The following is a 17,029-nucleotide window of genomic DNA, read 5'->3' as shown; positions in this document are numbered from 1 at the left end:
CGCGAAATTTGAGGACTCGGTTGGCGAATAATAACGCCGGGTGTTGTCGTCATGCAACGCTGCTTGTGGTTGTAGACGTCCGGCGGTCGTGGGCGGCGGGGTCAGCCACCCGTCGCGGTTCCGGTCTTGGCGGCGGCAAACAGGGCAACCGCGTTGGTTATGCTTTGCGCCGCCTTGCCGCGCCAGTCGGCGTTGAGCAGCTGCGCCTCGTCCTTGACGTTGGAGAGGTAGCCGAGCTCGACCAGGACGGACGGCACGTCCGGGGCCCTGAGCACCCTGAAGCCGGCCGAGCGCTGCGGATTGTTGATCAGGCCGACGCTGGTCGACAGCTGACCGACCAGCGTATGGGCGAAGCTCATCGAGAAACCATGCGTTTCACGGCGGATCAGGTCGATCAGGATGTCGGTGACTTCCTTGTTGTCGTCCTCGATCTTCATTCCGGCGAACTGGTCGGACAGGTTCTCGCGATCCGCGAGCGCCTGGGCCTCCGGATCGGAAGCCTTGTCCGAGAGCGTGTAGACCGTGGCGCCGCGAAGGCCTTTGATGGCGATCGTATCGGCATGGATGGAGATCAGGAGGTCGGCCTCGTGCTGGCGCGCGATGCGCACGCGCTCGTCCAGCGCCAGATACACGTCGTTGTCGCGTGTCATGTAGACATCGTATTTGCCGACCGCGGCCAGCTTGTCGCGCAGTTCCTTGGCAAAAGCGAGCGTGACATCCTTCTCGACCGTGCCGGCGGAGCTTTCGGCGCCGCCATCGACGCCGCCATGGCCGGGATCGATAACCACCGTGAAGCGATGGCCGGGCGCCGAGACCGGTCCGGTGCCGACCCGCTCGCCCTTTTCGGTCGAAACCGTCGAACCGGTCGTCAGCGACTGGTTGGCGAGAGCTTCGTCGAACTCCCGCTCGGAGGCAGCCGACATATCGATGGCGATGCGATAGCCGCTGCCGTCGTCGTTCTTGAGCACGTCGAGCTTGTCGACGGCGAAAGGGCCCTTGCCGGTGAGGATCAGGCGCGAGCCATGTCGCTGATCGCCGTAGCGAACGGCCCGCACAAGGCCGTGCGGCTTCACATCCTTGGCGTCGAGCGCGAATCGCGTGCGCGGCAGATCGACGACGAGGCGATTGGGGCCGCGCAGCAGGAACCATTTGACGTCCGGCTCGCGGTCGAAATTCACGACGATGCGCATCTTTGTGGCGTCGCCGGCCATCTTGTAGCCGGTCGCGCCAAGCAGGGTGTCGGCACGCGCGGCGGCTGTAAGGCAGAACAACAGTGCCAGCAGCAAGGCAGTCCAGGCCACGCGCAGGAAATGCCCAGCGGCCCCACCCCTCTTGTCTGCGGCGCCCGCCGGTCCCATCTCTTATCCGTCGCTCCCGGTTTGACGCATTGCGCCCGGTTTTCTCGCAGAGTGCCTGTCAGGCTGCCAACTCGATTAACGATTGGTATTCAGAGAAGGTTAACCAAGCCTTTCATGGAGCGGGAAGAAGGCACGTTCCCGGGGGGAAGCGCTTTTTGCCGGCATCCGAAATCGGGGTTGCCTTCCATCCCGCCAAATCATAAAAGCGACGTTGGATCACTGCAATCCTGGAACCGCTCGCCTCAGCAGTTTCCTGCCAAAGGTTGGATGCAAAGGCGGCTCCTTTACCCTTCCAGGCTCGGGTGGTCGCGACGATTTTCGCAGGTGTGCCCTCGTGGCGGGGAATCGCTTGCGTGAGGAAAACGGCCGGGTTGGTCCCGTGCCGGCTCTTTATGAGCAAACAAGCTGGTCCGGCTCAGCCCGGGCTTTGGTTCAAAAGGTTCTGCTGGGTGCCGATGGCTTCAAGCGCAATCATGGAAAGGTCCGCATCGAACCGCGCCATAATGGCTGCGGGCGGCACCGCCATTGCGCTCAAGCGGCGGCCGGCGGACGTTCAATTATCCGGCATGCACACAGATACAGGCGCACAGCGGCGGGCATTGCCACGCCAGCTGCGGCTGTCGGCTGCCGGCAGGAAACAAAATAATGCCCAACAAGATGCTGATAGACGCCTCCCACCCGGAGGAAACACGCGTTGTTGTCGTTCGCGGTAACCGCATCGAAGAATTCGACTTTGAATCCCAGGACAAAAAGCAGCTCAAAGGAAACATCTACCTCGCCCGCGTAACCCGCGTCGAACCTTCCCTCCAGGCAGCTTTTGTCGAATATGGCGGCAACCGTCACGGTTTTCTCGCCTTCAGTGAAATTCATCCCGATTATTACCAGATCCCGGTCGCCGACCGTCAGGCCCTGCTGCGCGCCGAAGCGCAGGAGGCCGAAGACGAAGACGACGAGGAGGCCGAGAACGGCGAAGAGCAGCAGGCGCGCGATCGCGGCGGCCGGCGCAACCGCCGGCGCGGCGGCAAGAACCGCGACCGCGGCGAGCACAAGCACGCTTCCTCGGAGAACGAGGAAAGCACGGTCGAGGCTATAGCTGACGAAACCGCCGCTGAGGTTGTCAGGGGCGAGGAAGCCGGCGGCGAGACCGCCGATACCCCGGCAGAAAATGCCGGAGCAGTCTCCGAGGCCATCGAGGCCGTATCGGAAGCGGCTGAAGAATCCGCCGGCGAAGCTGGCGGAGATGACGCCACGGACGATGAGGATGGCAAGCCATCCGAAGGTGGCCCGACCTCGATTGCCGCCAGCATCGAAGCAGATGTGATTTCCGAGGCGGTCCCGCAGGCGGATCAGCCCGAGCAGAGCGGCGAAGCCGCCGCCAGCGACAATGATCGCGGCATGCTGGAGGACGTCTCGGCCTCGCACTCGGACGAGCACGAGGTCGAATCGGTCGGCGCCGAGGACGCGCTCGAGGAAATCCGCAACCGCCGCAAGCCGGTGCGTCGCCAGTACAAGATCCAGGAAGTCATCAAGCGCCGCCAGATCCTTTTGGTGCAGGTGGTCAAGGAAGAGCGCGGCAACAAGGGCGCGGCGCTCACCACCTATCTGTCGCTTGCCGGCCGCTATTCAGTGCTGATGCCGAACACGGCGCGCGGCGGCGGCATCTCGCGCAAGATCACCAACGCCCAGGACCGCAAGCGGCTGAAGGAGGTCGTGACCGATCTCGACGTGCCGCAGGGCATGGGCGTCATCCTGCGCACCGCCGGCGAAAGCCGCACCAAGGCGGAGATCAAGCGCGACTACGAATATCTGATGCGGCTTTGGGAAAACGTCCGCAACCTGACGCTGCAGTCCTCGGCCCCTGCCCTGGTCTATGAGGAAGGCAGCCTGATCAAGCGTTCGGTGCGCGACCTCTACAACAAGGACATCGACGAGATCCTTGTCTCCGGCGAAGACGGCTACCGCGAGGCCAAGGATTTCATGCGCATGCTGATGCCGAGCCACGCCAAGGTGGTTCAGCCATTCCGCGACACCACGCCGATCTTCGTGCGCAACGGCATCGAGGCGCAGCTCGATCGCATGCTGCAGCCGCAGGTGACGCTGAAGAGCGGTGGCTACATCATCATCAACCAGACCGAGGCGCTGGTTTCGATCGACGTCAACTCCGGCCGCTCCACCAAGGAACATTCGATCGAGGAGACCGCGCTCCACACCAATCTGGAAGCGGCAGAGGAAGTCGCGCGGCAGTTGCGATTGCGCGACCTTGCCGGCCTGATCGTCATCGACTTCATCGACATGGAGGAGAACCGCAACAACCGCTCCGTCGAGAAGCGGCTGAAGGATCACCTCAAGAACGACCGCGCCCGTATACAGGTCGGCCGCATCTCACACTTCGGCCTGATGGAAATGTCGCGCCAGCGCATCCGCGCCAGCGTGCTGGAATCGACCATGAAGCCTTGCCCGCATTGCGGCGGCACGGGCCATGTGCGCTCCGATTCCTCCGTGGCGCTGATGGTCGTGCGGGCGATCGAGGAATTCCTGCTCAAGGATTCGCGCAGCCACATCATCGTGCGCACACCGGCGGCGACCGCGCTCTATGTGCTCAACCACAAGCGCGCCAACCTGCTGGAGCTCGAAGCCCGCTTCGGCCTGACGATCACGATCGAGGCCGACGAGACGCTCGGCACTCAGCACTACGCGATCTTCCGCGGCGCCGTTGCCGAGAAGCCGGAAGGCTTTGTCGAGGTGCGCAGCCTGCCGGCCTATGTCGAGCCGGAAGAGCCCGAGGACGAGATCGTCGTCGAGGAAGATGAAGAGGAAGTCTCGGTCCCGGCCGAACAGCCGCGCCACGCGCAGCAGGGCCAGCATCAGCAGCGATCCGAGGATGGCGAAGGCCGTGATCGCAAGCGTCGCAAGCGTCGGCGGCGGCGCGGCGGCAGGGATCGCGACCGCGAGCACAACGGGGACGTCGCGGCGGCGCCGATGGAAGCCGGCGAAGCCGATGATGATGCAACGGAAGAGACCACCGAGGAGGTGACCGCCGGCGACGAGGCCGTGGCGGCCGCTGCCGACGACGGTTCCGGAAAGAAGCGCCGGCGCGGGAAGCGCGGTGGCAAGCGCAACCGCCGAGAGGACGAAGCTTCAGATGCCGTTGCCGGCGAAACGGTCGGCGATATCGAGGGTGAGTCGGTTGAAGGCCAGGACGCCGTAAGCGAGCCGGCAATAGCCGCTCCCGCGGAAGAACCTGCCGCCCCGGCGGCGGCTAATGACGATGCCGAGACGATCGAAAAGCCGAAGAAGCCCCGCCGTTCGAGGGCTAAGAAGGTGGCCGAGGAAGCCGCGGCCGAGACGGTGTCCGAACCGGTGGCCGAGGCCCAGGTCGCGCCCGTGGCTGCCGAGCCGGAGCCCGTGGCAGCTGCGGCATCCGAGGCGGAGCCTGCCGCCGGCGCCCACCCGACGCGGCGCAAGCCACAGTCAGTCGACGCGCCGGTTGTTCCCGTCGTGTCGTCGAATGTAAGCGACGAAGCCAAGGCCGAGGACAAGCCGAAGCGCGGCGGCTGGTGGCAGCGCAAAGGCTTTTTTTAAGCCTTTCAGGTCGTTAGGCTGATCTTTCGAAAGAATCCCGTGCCGCATCCGGCGCGGGATTTTTCATTTCGCCGGCAGCCCTTTTCAGTTTTTTCAGCTTGGGTCCGCTGGAAAACCGCCAGCACTTTGCTGCTCTACGGCGCGAAGATCGACCAGTTCATCATCCGGGCGAGCTTCTCCATGGCGATTGAGCCGAGTTTGGAGTTGCCGTTCTCGTTGAGTCCGGGCGACCACACCGCCAGCGAAGCAACCCCTGGCACGATGCCGAGAATGCCGCCGCCGACCCCGCTTTTGCCGGGGATACCGACGCGGAAGGCAAAGTCGCCGGAACCGTCATAGTGGCCGCAGGTCAGCATCAGCGCGCCGATGCGGCGCGCCCGTTCGGCCGAGACGACCGAATGCCCGGTCGCCGGGTTCCTGCCGCCATTGGCGAGGAACCGGCCGGCCATGGCAAGCTGGCGGCAACTCACGGCAATCGCGCAATGGTGGAAATAGACACCTAGCGCCAGCTCCGGTTCGTGATGGAGATTGCCGAAGGATTTCATGTAGTTGGCCAGGGCGAAATTGCGGTAGCCGGTGGCGCGCTCGGATGCCGCGACCTCGCGGTCGATGATGATCGTCTCGTCATCGGCGAGGAACTGGATGAAGCGCAGGATTTCGCCTATCGCCTCACGCGGCTGATGGCCGGCGAGCAGGACGTCGGAGACGACGATGGCGCCGGCATTGATGAACGGATTGCGCGGGATGCCGTTCTCGTGTTCGAGCTGGACGATCGAGTTGAACGGATTGCCGGACGGCTCGCGGCCGACGCGATGCCACAGCGCATCGCCGACCTTGCCAAGCGCCAGCGTGAGCGTGAAGACTTTCGAGACGCTCTGGATCGAAAAGGGTTGATCGGCATCGCCGGCAAGCATGACGCGGCCGTCATTGGTCACGGCGGCGATGCCGAATTTCTTCGGGTCGACCTTGCCGAGCTGCGGGATGTAGGTCGCCACCTCGCCGCGATCGGTACGCTGCGCCATTTCGGCGGCCACTTCGGCCAGTGCCTGCTCGAGTTCCGGCATGGCTTCTATTTCAGCCAGCGTTCGATGCGCGCCAGCGCCTCGACCATCTCGTCATGGCTGCCGGCATAGGAAAAGCGCATGGTGCGGTGGCCCTGCAGCGGGTCGAAATCACGGCCGGGCGTCGCCGCGACATGCGCCTCGGCCAGCATCTTGCGCGCAAAAGCCATGCTGTCGTTGGTGTGGCGGGTGACATCGCAGAACGCATAGAAGGCGCCGTCCATCGGCGCGGCGAGCGCGAAGCCGAGTTCCGGCAGGCGCTTCATCAGAAGGTCGCGGTTCCAGGCATAACGCGCCTTCACCTTTTCCAGCTCTTCGGTCGCCTTGAAAGCCTCGATCGCAGCGACCTGCGACAGCTCCGGCGGCGAGATGTAGAGGCTCTGGGCGACACGCTCGACCGGCCGCACCAGTTCTTGCGGCAGCACCATCCAGCCGATCCGCCAGCCGGTCATGCAATAATATTTCGAGAAGGAATTGATCACGGTGACACCGGCGCCGTGCGCCAGCGCGGTGACATCTGGCGCCGCGTAGGCCAGCCGGTGATAGATTTCGTCCGAGATCACGGCGATGCCGAGTTCCTCGGCCGTCTTCACCAGCGCGGCAAGTTCATCCGCCGGAATGACCGCGCCGGTCGGATTGGCGGGGCTGGCGAACAGCACGCCCTTCAGCGGCTTGTCGCGATGCGCGGCCTTGAGGTGCTCGGCATGCAGATAGGCATCCGCGCCGAGCTCGATTTCGACGATCTCGATGCCGAGCGCGGCCATGATGTTGCGGTAGGCCGGATAGCCGGGCGCGGCGATGGCGACGCGGTCGCCCGGATCGAACATGGCCAGGAAAGCGAGGTTGAAGGCGGCGGACGAGCCTGTCGTGACGGCAATGCGCGACGGCGCGACGTCGATCCCATAGTGCTCACCATAATGCGCCGCGATCGCCTTGCGCAGATCGGCGAGACCCAAGGCGTCGGTGTAGCCGATGCGGCCGTGCCGCAGGGCCGCGGCCGCCGCCTCGCGGACGCCGGCCGGCGCGGGATCCGATGGCTGGCCGACGGCCATCGACACCACGGGCACTCCGGTGGCCTTCAGCCGGTTGGCTTCGGCCAGGATGTCCATGGCGTGGAAGGGCTCGACTTCCCCTCGGCGTGAAAGCGAAACGACCATTTGACCTCTTCCAACTGCCATTACTGCCCCGGTTCGAGGGCAGCGCCGCACAAATGCCCGATTGATGTGGGGATCACAAGCGCGCAGGAAGTTACCGGCGCCGACTTTTCATCTTTCGCCCGCTCGTCTACCAGTGGACCTTATGTTGAGCCGACCCCGACCATCGCTTGGCGAATCGATCTCCCTCAGCCGAACCGCGCGCGACTTCGCGACGCTTCTGCTTGCCGCCGTGGTCGCCGTGTCGAGCTCGGTCAGCGCCTTTGCGCAAGGCGTGCCGGTGGTGCGCGACGCCGAGATCGAGGCCTTGGTGCGCGACTATGCCCGGCCGATCTTCGAGGCTGCTGGGCTTGCCAATGACGGCATCGATATCGTTCTGGTCAACGACCAGAGTTTCAACGCCTTCGTCACCGGGCGGCGACTGTTCATCAACACCGGCGCGCTGGTGACCGCCGAAACGCCGAACGAGATCATTGGCGTCATCGCGCACGAGGCCGGCCATATCGCCGGCGGCCACCAGCAGAAATTGCGCGATCAGCTCGACCGCGCCAAGACCATGGCCATCATGGCCACGCTGCTCGGCGCCGGCGCCATGGTGGCCGGCGCCACCACCAACAGCCGCGGCCTTGCCGGCGCCGGCATGGGCGTCGCCGCCGGCGGCGGCGAGATGGCGCAACGCTCGATCCTCGCCTATCGGCGTACCGAAGAAATCACCGCCGACCGTTCGGCGATCACCTATCTCAACGCCACCGGCCAATCCGGCATGGGCATGCTGAAGACCTTCGGCCGCTTCCAGAGCGCGCTCTCGCTCGCCGGCACCCATGTCGACCCCTATCGGATCAGCCATCCGATGCCGCAGGAGCGCATCGCCAACCTGGAAGTGCTCGTCAAGCAGAGCCCGTTCGTCAACGTTGTCGACCCGCCGTCGCTGCAGCAGCGGCACGACATGATGCGCATCAAGATCGCCGCCTATATGCAGGGCCAGGCAGCCGTCGCGCGGCTGATGCGCAGGAACCCGGCCAGCCTTGCCTCGCGCTATGGCGATGCGCAGCAGACCTATCTCTTCGGCAGTCCGGGCGCGGCGCTCACCAAGACGGCGGCGCTGATCAAGGAACAACCGAAGAACCCCTATTTCCATGAATTGCGCGGCGATATCCTGATGAAGGCCAACAAGTCGAAGGATGCGGCGGACGCCTATGCCAAGGCGGTCAGCCTCGATCCAGCGCGCTCCGGCCTGCTGCTGGTCTCGCTCGGCCAGGCGCTGATGGCGGTGGGAACGCCCGATTCGACCCAGAAGGCAGTGGTCCAGCTCAACAATGGCGTTGGGCGGGACAAGGAAAATGCCGACGCTTATCGCTTTCTGGCGCAGGCATATGGCGAACTCGGCGAGATTCCGGCTGCCGATCTCGCCACCGCCGAGGGCCACTATTATGCGGGCGACTACAAAAACGCTAAGATCTTCGCCATGCGCGCTCAACAGAAATTGAAGCGCGGCGAACCCCGCTGGGTCCGCGCGCAGGATATTATAAACTACACGCCATCGAACAAACTCAAATGAACCTCCCGGACATTGGCGGCGACCAAGGCGGACCGGAAAAGGCAAAAGGATCGACAATCATGAACAAGGCAATCCTGCTTGGCAGCGCTGGCGGTCTGGCTGTGGCGCTCGGGATGTTGGCCTTCGGCTTCGTGGCGGGAAACCCGCAGGCCGCGAGGGCCGACACCGTGCAAATCGCGCAGGTCACGTCCTCCACCGATACCAAAGCCTCCGCCGACACCAAGGTCGATCGCAAGGAGGTCGAAGGCATCATCCGCGACTACCTCTTGAAGAACCCGGAGGTTCTGCTCGAGGTGCAGGACGCGCTCGAGGCCAAGCAGAAGGAAGAGCAGCGGCTCGCGGCACTTGGCGTGATCAAGGACTCCAAGGACGAGATCTTCAACTCCACCTTCGACGGCGTCGTCGGCAATCCGAAGGGCAAGGTCACGATCGTCGAGTTCTACGATTACAATTGCGGCTTCTGCAAACGCGCCATCGAGGACATGCAGGTGCTGACCAAGTCCGACCCGGACCTGCGCTTCGTGCTCAAGGAATTCCCGATCCTCAGCCCGGATTCGCAGAAGGCCAGCGTCGTCTCCATGGCGTTCCACCTGATGCATCCGGAAAAATACGGCCAATTCCACACCGCGCTGCTCGGCGGCCAGGGTCGCGCCACCGAAGCGACCGCCATGAAGGTTGCGCTTTCGCTCGGCGCCGACGAGGCAGCGCTGCGCGAGAAGATGAAGGATCCGCGCATCGCCGAAACGCTTTCGCGCACCTATGACCTTGCGACGAAACTGTCGATCACCGGCACGCCGTCCTATGTGGTCGGCAACGAGGTGATCTTCGGAGCGCTCGGCCAGCAGGTTCTGGCGGAAAAGATCGAAGAGGCAAAGAGCGCGCTCTAGACGCGCGCGGTGCAAAAGCCGGCCGCTGTGGACAGCGAAAGAACGCACTTGCGCTCTTTTCGCGGGCGGCTATGCCCATTATAGAGGCGCAGTACGCCGGCTTGGGGTCGGCGTAGAACAAGGTCGGCATATTGAAAACGATTTTCGTCCTCAACGGTCCCAATCTCAATGCGCTCGGCAAGCGCGAACCGGGGATCTATGGCGGCAAGACGCTTGCGGCCATCGCCGAGGACTGCAAGGCGGCCGGCGCCGCGCTCGGGCTCGAGATCGATTTTCGCCAATCCAACCATGAGGGCGATCTGGTCGACTGGATCCAGGAAGCCAGCGAGAAGGCGGCAGGCATCGTCATCAATCCCGGCGCCTACAGCCACACATCGATCGCCATCCACGACGCCATCCGCGCCGCAGCACCGCTGCCCGTCGCGGAAGTCCATCTTTCCAACATCCACGCGCGGGAGCCCTTCCGCCACGTCTCCATGGTCGCGCCGGTCGCTGTCGGCATGATCTGTGGGTTCGGGCCGCTCGGCTACACCCTCGCGCTGCAGGCACTGGCGGCTCGCCTGTGACCGGCCCCCAAACAGAAGGCTCGAAAATGTCGATAAAAAAGACCGGTGTTGACCAGCAACTGATCCGCGATCTGGCGGGCATTCTGAACGACACCAATCTGACCGAGATCGAGGTCGAACTCGGCGACCTCAAGGTGCGCGTCTCGCGCCAAACGCAGGCCGTCCACGCCGTCGCCGCGCCGCTTGCCGCGGCTTCTCCTGCTGCCACGGCAGCGGCTCAGCCCGCAACGGCAGCCGCGGCCGCCGATGTGTCCAAGAACGCAGTGCCCTCGCCGATGGTCGGCACCGCCTACCTGGCACCCTCGCCCGACGCCAAGGCGTTCATCGAGGTCGGCCAGAAGGTCAAGGAAGGCCAGACGCTGCTCATCATCGAAGCGATGAAGACGATGAACCAGATCCCCTCGCCGCGCGCCGGCACGGTGACGGCGATCCTCATCGAGGATGCCCAGCCGGTCGAATACGGCATGCCGCTGGTGGTCCTTGAGTAGAGCCGGGAACAACCAAGAGATGTTCCAGAAGATCCTCATCGCCAATCGCGGCGAAATCGCGCTCCGGGTGCTGCGCGCCTGCAAGGAGCTCGGCATCCAGACGGTGGTGGTCCACTCGACCGCGGATTCCGACGCCATGCATGTTCGGCTTGCCGACGAGAGCGTCTGCATCGGCCCGCCGCCCTCGCGCGAAAGCTATCTCAACATCCACCAGATCGTCGCCGCCTGCGAGATCACCGGCGCCGACGCCGTGCATCCGGGCTACGGCTTCCTGTCGGAGAATGCCAAGTTCGCCGACATCCTGGCGGCCCACAACATCACCTTCATCGGCCCGTCGGGCGACCATATCCGCATCATGGGCGACAAGATCGAGGCCAAGCGCACTGCAAAGCGTCTCGGCATCCCGGTCGTGCCTGGATCCGACGGCGCGATCAGCGAGGAGAAGGAAGCCAAGCGCGTCGCCGCCGAGATCGGCTATCCGGTGATCATCAAGGCCTCCGCCGGCGGCGGCGGCCGCGGCATGAAGGTGGCGCATAGCGAAGCCGACCTCGAAGTCGCGCTGCAGACGGCCAAGTCGGAAGCGGGTGCCGCCTTCGGCGACGACGCCGTCTATATCGAGAAATACCTGGAGAAGCCGCGCCATATCGAGGTGCAGGTGTTCGGCGACGGCGCCGGCCGCGGCGTGCATTTCGGCGAGCGCGACTGCTCGCTGCAGCGGCGCCACCAGAAAGTCTGGGAGGAAGCCAATTCGCCGGCGCTCAATGCCGAGGAGCGTTCGCGCATCGGCGGCATCTGCGCCAAGGCGATCGCCGATCTCGGCTATTCGGGCGCCGGCACGATCGAGTTCCTCTACGAAAATGGCGAGTTCTATTTCATCGAGATGAACACGCGCCTGCAGGTCGAGCATCCGGTGACCGAAGCGATCACCGGCATCGACCTCGTGCACGAGCAGATCCGCGTCGCCTCGGGCGGCGGGCTGTCGGTCAGGCAGGAAGACATCAAGTTCAACGGCCATGCCATCGAGTGCCGCATCAACGCCGAGGATCCGCGCACCTTCACGCCCTCGCCCGGCACGATCACGCATTTCCATACGCCCGGCGGCCTCGGCATCCGCGTCGATTCCGGCGTTTATTCCGGCTACAAAATCCCGCCCTATTACGATAGTCTGATCGGCAAGCTGATTGTGCATGGCCGCAACCGCGTCGAATGCATGATGCGGCTGCGCCGCGCGCTCGACGAATTCGTCGTCGACGGTATCAAGACGACGCTGCCGCTGTTCCGCGACCTTGTCGGCAATCCCGACATCGCCAATGGCGACTACGACATCCACTGGCTGGAAAAATACCTGGCCAAGGGTGAATAGCACGGGGATGCGATGACCCGCCCCTACGCGCCAGGCTATCGCATTCCGACCGACCTGCTGCTCAGGGCCTATGCCTCTGGTGTCTTCCCGATGGCCGAGAGCGCCAACGACCCCGAAGTGTTCTGGGTGCGGCCGGAAACGCGCGGCATCATTCCGCTGGACGGGTTCCACACGCCGCGCAGCTTGAAGAAGACGATCCGCAAGCATCCGTTCGAGATCCGCTACGACTTCGATTTCGAGGCGACGATCGACGGCTGCGCCGAAAAGCGCGAGGAGCGCCGCTCGACCTGGATCAATGCGCCGATCCGCGAAGCCTATGTCGATCTCTATCGATTGGGCCACTGCCATTCGGTCGAGGCGTGGCGCGAGGACCGCCTGGTCGGCGGCCTCTACGGTGTCTCGCTCGGACGCGTGTTCTTCGGCGAAAGCATGTTCGCCAGGGAGACCGACGCTTCAAAGACCTGCCTCTACCATCTCGTCGAGCGGCTGAAGGCGCGCGGCTTCGCGCTGCTCGACACGCAGTTCACCACCGAGCATTTGAAGCGCTTCGGCGCCGTCGACGTGCCGCGCGGCCAGTATGAGAAGCTGCTCGCCGAAGCGCTGAAGGGCGAGGCCGTCTTTTATCCTTGAGTTCGCTCTGCCGCCTCGATCGGCGTCTGCGCATGGAACATCATCTTCCAGCCGTCGGCGCGATGGACATAGCCGGTGCTGACCAAAGCGGCATAGGATTCGCCGTTCTCGCGCGTCGCGCGCGCCTCGTAGGTCAGCATGACGATGTCGCTGCCGGGCTCGACCATGCCCTTCAACTTGATGTCCAGGTCGCGCCATTTGTTGGGCTTGGTGGCGGTCTTTGCGAGATCGGCATTGGTCATCGCCTGCGCCATCTGCGGGAACGCCACCAGGCACTCCACATCGGCATTGGCTTCATAGTAGGCGGAATCGCCTGACCAAAAGCCCTTCTCGATATCGAGAAGCTCCTGCTTGTTGGCGGTGATTGTTTTCGTGACAGTCATCGCGGAATCCTCCTCGCCTTGCCGATTTGAACGGCCAAAGGGCAGGCAGGTTCCGAGATCAGTTCGTGTCGGTGGTATCGTCCGGGGCCGGCGCCGCGTCAGCCGGCTCGGATGCGGCGTCGGCCGGTTGCGCCGGAGCCTTGGGCTTGGCGGCTTCGGTCTTCGGCTTGGCCGTGTCGGCCTTGGCCGCGGTCGGCGGCGGCACGTCCGACTTCTGCTTGCAACCCTTGAGCCAGACGTCATAGACGGCGTGCTCGACGGCGTTGAGGCCCGGGCTTTCGGCAAACATCCAGCCGGTGAAGATGCGGCGGATCTTGCGGTCGAGCGTGATCTCGTCGACCTCGACGAAGGAATCGGTCTTCGGCTGCTCCGTATCCGGCCGCGAATAGCAGACGCGCGGCGTCACCTGCAAAGCGCCGAACTGCACGGTTTCGTCGATATAGACGTCGAAGGTGATGATGCGGCCGGTGATCTTGTCGATGCCGGCGAACTCGGCCACCGGATTGGTGACGCGGCCGGAGGCCGCGGGTGCCGCGGCCGGCGCCTGCGCGGCGGCGAAGGCCGCCGTCGAGGCAACCAGAATGGACGCCGCCGCGATCAGCGCCTTTGAGGTATGGCCGAAAGAACTCATGCAAAATACCGGTGGTTGCGCCCGGGTGATTCTCTCAACGCCCAAGGCTAGTCATGGCTGCGCAGTCAGCAAGCAGCTAAATGCCAATTGTGGCGATAAAGGACCGAAGCGGCGTCTTGGATTACGATCCGAGGGATTACGACCCCGGCGTCCAGGCGTCGTAGTCGCCAGTCACCTGCGGGCGATGCTGGTTGGTCAGGATGGAACCCTGCGGACGATAGGCGCCGGGCGTTCCGGTCAGGTTCGGCCGATGCTCCTTCTGCCACTCGCGAGCCTTGTAGCTCTCGCTCGGTGGAGGTGTATCGACGCGATGATGGATCCAGCCATGCCAGCCCGGCGGGATCTTCGAGGCTTCCGAATAATCGCGATAAATGACCCAGCGGCGGGTGCGACCTTCCGAATCGATGCCGCCCTCATAGTAGACGTTACCGGCTTCGTCCTCGCCGACCCTCTTGCCGAAGCGCCAGGTGTGGAAGCGCGTGCCGAGCGTCTGGCTGTTCCACCAAGTGAAAAACTGCAGCAGGAAAGTTTTCATCCACATCCTCGCGGCGGCAGCGGCTGCGCCTTTCCCCTGCTTATGGCGTCACGCCACCGCGAAGGCAAGGGTTTTGCCATGTCCCGACGTAAATGCTTTGTGCGTCCTTGTCTTGAAGCATGCGGTCGTCCCAGAACCGCTCCACACGTCTGGGCAACAGGCATTAAATCGATGCAGTTGTGCCGCCGGCGGCAACGCGGCTTGCCAAGCGCCGCCTGTCTTTCTAAAGCTCGGCCCGCCCGTTTCGGGCGCGCCTTGAGGGAGGTGACGATTGACCCGGGATCCGTCCGTCGACAGCCGGATCAGCGCCGAAGACATTCGCCGCCGCAAGGGCGGCGTGCCGATCGTCTGCCTTACCGCCTACACCTATCCCGTCGCCCGCCTGCTCGATCCCCATGTCGATCTGCTGCTGGTCGGCGACAGCGTCGCCATGGTCCTGCATGGCCACACCACAACGCTCGGCGCCTCACTCGAGATGATGATCGCGCACGGCCAGGCCGTGATGCGCGGCTCGGCCAAGGCCTGCGTCGTGGTCGACATGCCGGCGGGCAGCTATGAGGCCTCGCCGGCGCAGGCCGCGGCGTCGGCAAGGCGGATCGTCGGGGAGACAGCCTGCCAGGCCGTGAAGCTCGAAGGCGGCGTCGACATGGCCTCCCGGATCGCCGCGATCGCCGCCGAGGGAATACCGGTCATGGGCCACATCGGGCTGCAACCGCAATCGGTGGAGAAGGACGGCGGCTACAAGATCAAGGGCCGGACGGACGACAATATCGCCGCGCTGCTCAGCGATGCCGAGGCGGTGGAACAAGCCGGCGCCTTCTCGGTCGTCATCGAAGGCACGATGGAGGCCGTGGCCGCGAAGCTTACCCATGACATTTCCATACCGACCATCGGCATCGGCGCCAGCGCCGACTGCGACGGCCAGATCCTGGTGATCGACGACATGGTCGGCCTGACTGTCGACCGCGTGCCGAAATTCGTCAAGGAATACGCCGACTTGCGCAGCGCGATAGCGGATGCGGCGGCGCGCTACGCAGCTGAGGTGCGGACCCGCGCCTTCCCCGGCCCCGACCACGTCTTCACGACGGCATCCGGCAAGGACAAGACATGAACGCGCCAATCGTCGTCGACAGCGTCACCGCCCTTCGCGCGCAGGTCCGGGACTGGCGGCAGGCCGGCCTCAAGGTGGCCATGGTGCCGACCATGGGCGCGCTGCATGACGGTCATATCTCGCTGGTCAGGATCGCGCTCGAACGGGCCGAGCGCTGCGTGGTCTCGATCTTCGTCAACCCGACGCAGTTCGCGCCGACGGAAGATCTCGACAAATACCCGCGCCAGCTGGCGCGGGATCTCGACCGGTTACGGGATGCGGGCGCGCATCTCGCCTTCACGCCAAACGTGAGCGAGATGTACCCCTCCGGCTTCGCTACGAAAATCTCGGTCGGCGGCCCCTCCCGCGGCCTGGAGACCGACTTCAGGCCGAGTTTCTTCGACGGCGTCGCGACCGTGGTGGCCAAGCTCTTCCTGCAGGCGGCACCCGATTGCGCCGTGTTCGGCGAGAAGGACTACCAGCAGCTCTGCGTCGTCAGGCAGCTCTGCCGCGATCTCGACTTGCCCGTCGAGATCGTCAGCGCACCGACCGTGCGCGATGCTCATGGCCTCGCCATGTCGTCGCGCAACGCTTATCTGGGTGAGGCCGAGCTCGACATCGCGCGCAAGCTCAATTTGATCCTGCGCCGCACGGCGGCGGCGCTTTCAACCGGCGCGGATGAAGCCGGCGCTATTGATGCCGCCGCGAAGGCCCTGGTCGCCGCGGGTTTCCAAAAGGTCGACTACGTCGCCGCCCGCGCGAGTGTCACGCTCGAGCCCTGGCAGCGGGGGCGCGAGGGCCGCCTGCTCGCGGCGGCCTGGCTCGGCACGACGCGGCTGATCGACAATATGGAAATTCCCTCCGCCTGATCGGACGTTCGTTCGATCAGGCTCGGCGCCTACTCTTCCGACGGCATGTGCAGATACATCGACTGGATGCCGACGCGCCCAGGACCGGTGAAGCGGTTGACGACGAAGTTCATGTTGGCGCCGAAGAAGCCGCTGGAAAGGCGGTCGATCCTTGTATCCATCTTGACCGAAGCGTCCTTGAACAGCCAGCCGCCTGGCTCGATGTCTATGGTCTCGCCGGGCGCCAGCACCTTCTCGAAGACATTGCCGTAGCCGTGCAGCCAGACGATGCCGTCGCCTGTCTCGCCGCGGAAACGGTCGATGAAGAAGCCGCTCTGGCCGAACAGCATCGTTCCAAGGCCGCGGACGCGCTCGAACGTGTAGTCGACGCTGGCGGTCGCGGCCAGGAACTGATGCTCGCGCACTTGTATCTCCTCGCCGCGCCGAAGATGGATCGGCACGATATGGCCCGGCCCGTCGCGGCTGAAGGCGATGACGCCCGGCCCGGACGCCTCGGTGACGAAGATCTGCATGCCCGCGATCATGCGCTTCAGCGCGCCCTTCAACGATTTCAGGCCGATGGTGATCGTGGTGTTCTTCCACAAAAGGATGTGGTGTTCGAAATAGACCGGCATGTTGGTCACATCGACCGACAGCACGGGCACCAATTCGCCGGCGACGTGATAGGTCACGCCGCCAAACGTCTCGTCCGACACCTCGGTCGGCATCAGTTCCGGCAAGCTCGGCATGGCAGTCCCCCTCATCACCGTGCTGCCGGTCGACCGGACTGTCGCCGGCCGTCGGCTGCGGCAGCATTGCCGCCGGGCTTTCGGCCGTCAAATGAAAGCTGGCATTGGGCGCGCCGCTCGCAACAACGTGAAGCAATTGCGGCGGC

The 17,029-nt window shown here is 64.3% G+C and carries 16 protein-coding genes; 9 read left to right on the top strand and 7 right to left on the bottom strand.

Annotation, left to right across the window (positions count from 1 at the left end; genetic code table 11):
- Positions 1-101: 101 nt before the first annotated feature.
- Complete coding sequence (locus FJ418_RS25600; protein ID WP_246683212.1) at positions 102-1,301, bottom strand: N-acetylmuramoyl-L-alanine amidase; 1,200 nt, start codon at positions 1,299-1,301, stop codon at positions 102-104.
- Positions 1,302-2,003: 702 nt separating this feature from the next.
- Here FJ418_RS25600 and FJ418_RS25595 point away from each other — a divergent pair.
- Positions 2,004-4,940, top strand: coding sequence for a ribonuclease E/G (locus FJ418_RS25595; protein ID WP_140870396.1), 2,937 nt, complete (start codon positions 2,004-2,006; stop codon positions 4,938-4,940).
- Between the two features lie 134 nt (positions 4,941-5,074).
- Here FJ418_RS25595 and FJ418_RS25590 read toward each other — a convergent pair whose 3' ends face one another.
- Positions 5,075-6,004 carry a glutaminase gene (locus tag FJ418_RS25590; RefSeq protein ID WP_181167086.1) on the bottom strand — a complete coding sequence of 310 codons (930 nt, stop codon included), beginning with the start codon at positions 6,002-6,004 and terminating at the stop codon, positions 5,075-5,077.
- 5 nt (positions 6,005-6,009) lie between these two features.
- Positions 6,010-7,158, bottom strand: coding sequence for an aminotransferase class I/II-fold pyridoxal phosphate-dependent enzyme (locus FJ418_RS25585; RefSeq protein ID WP_140870390.1), 1,149 nt, complete (start codon positions 7,156-7,158; stop codon positions 6,010-6,012).
- A 142-nt stretch (positions 7,159-7,300) separates the two neighbouring features.
- Here FJ418_RS25585 and FJ418_RS25580 point away from each other — a divergent pair, with 142 nt between their 5' ends.
- From FJ418_RS25580 to aat, 6 genes are all read left to right on the top strand, one after another.
- A complete protein-coding gene (locus FJ418_RS25580) occupies positions 7,301-8,713 on the top strand; it encodes a M48 family metalloprotease (protein WP_140870387.1) in 1,413 nt (470 codons plus the stop codon).
- 59 nt (positions 8,714-8,772) lie between these two features.
- The gene (locus tag FJ418_RS25575; RefSeq protein ID WP_140785895.1) at positions 8,773-9,600 is read left to right on the top strand and encodes a DsbA family protein; all 828 of its coding nucleotides are present in this window, start codon (positions 8,773-8,775) and stop codon (positions 9,598-9,600) included.
- 131 nt (positions 9,601-9,731) lie between these two features.
- Positions 9,732-10,166, top strand: a complete 435-nt coding sequence (gene aroQ, locus FJ418_RS25570; protein WP_095767887.1) for a type II 3-dehydroquinate dehydratase — start codon at positions 9,732-9,734, stop codon at positions 10,164-10,166.
- 26 nt (positions 10,167-10,192) lie between these two features.
- On the top strand, positions 10,193-10,654 hold the full coding sequence (accB, locus tag FJ418_RS25565) for an acetyl-CoA carboxylase biotin carboxyl carrier protein (RefSeq protein WP_140870384.1): 462 nt from the start codon (positions 10,193-10,195) through the stop codon (positions 10,652-10,654).
- A 19-nt stretch (positions 10,655-10,673) separates the two neighbouring features.
- Positions 10,674-12,017, top strand: a complete 1,344-nt coding sequence (gene accC, locus FJ418_RS25560; RefSeq protein ID WP_140707607.1) for an acetyl-CoA carboxylase biotin carboxylase subunit — start codon at positions 10,674-10,676, stop codon at positions 12,015-12,017.
- A 12-nt stretch (positions 12,018-12,029) separates the two neighbouring features.
- The gene (gene aat, locus FJ418_RS25555) at positions 12,030-12,647 is read left to right on the top strand and encodes a leucyl/phenylalanyl-tRNA--protein transferase (protein WP_140870381.1); all 618 of its coding nucleotides are present in this window, start codon (positions 12,030-12,032) and stop codon (positions 12,645-12,647) included.
- Here the strand turns inward: aat and FJ418_RS25550 are convergent.
- From FJ418_RS25550 to FJ418_RS25540, 3 genes are all read right to left on the bottom strand, one after another.
- Positions 12,638-13,030 carry a hypothetical protein gene (locus FJ418_RS25550; RefSeq protein ID WP_140707603.1) on the bottom strand — a complete coding sequence of 131 codons (393 nt, stop codon included), beginning with the start codon at positions 13,028-13,030 and terminating at the stop codon, positions 12,638-12,640. The two genes, aat and FJ418_RS25550, sit on opposite strands and share 10 nt — an antisense overlap.
- Positions 13,031-13,088: 58 nt before the next feature.
- Positions 13,089-13,661: a DUF2155 domain-containing protein gene (locus tag FJ418_RS25545; RefSeq protein ID WP_140870378.1), complete on the bottom strand. Its 573-nt coding sequence runs from the start codon at positions 13,659-13,661 to the stop codon at positions 13,089-13,091.
- A 136-nt stretch (positions 13,662-13,797) separates the two neighbouring features.
- Complete coding sequence (locus tag FJ418_RS25540; RefSeq protein WP_140870375.1) at positions 13,798-14,196, bottom strand: NADH:ubiquinone oxidoreductase subunit NDUFA12; 399 nt, start codon at positions 14,194-14,196, stop codon at positions 13,798-13,800.
- Positions 14,197-14,467: 271 nt separating this feature from the next.
- Between FJ418_RS25540 and panB the strand changes: the two genes are divergently transcribed.
- Positions 14,468-15,307: a 3-methyl-2-oxobutanoate hydroxymethyltransferase gene (gene panB / locus FJ418_RS25535; protein WP_140870372.1), complete on the top strand. Its 840-nt coding sequence runs from the start codon at positions 14,468-14,470 to the stop codon at positions 15,305-15,307.
- Positions 15,304-16,155, top strand: a complete 852-nt coding sequence (gene panC / locus FJ418_RS25530; protein ID WP_140870369.1) for a pantoate--beta-alanine ligase — start codon at positions 15,304-15,306, stop codon at positions 16,153-16,155. The genes panB and panC overlap by 4 nt, the downstream gene beginning before the upstream one ends.
- 29 nt (positions 16,156-16,184) lie before the next feature.
- Here panC and FJ418_RS25525 read toward each other — a convergent pair whose 3' ends face one another.
- Complete coding sequence (locus FJ418_RS25525) at positions 16,185-16,883, bottom strand: AIM24 family protein (protein WP_140870366.1); 699 nt, start codon at positions 16,881-16,883, stop codon at positions 16,185-16,187.
- Positions 16,884-17,029 lie beyond the last annotated feature (146 nt).

The organism is Mesorhizobium sp. B2-8-3 (assembly GCF_006440815.1).
Taxonomy (GTDB): Bacteria; Pseudomonadota; Alphaproteobacteria; order Rhizobiales; family Rhizobiaceae; genus Mesorhizobium.
This window is presented reverse-complemented; position numbering and strand designations above follow the sequence as displayed.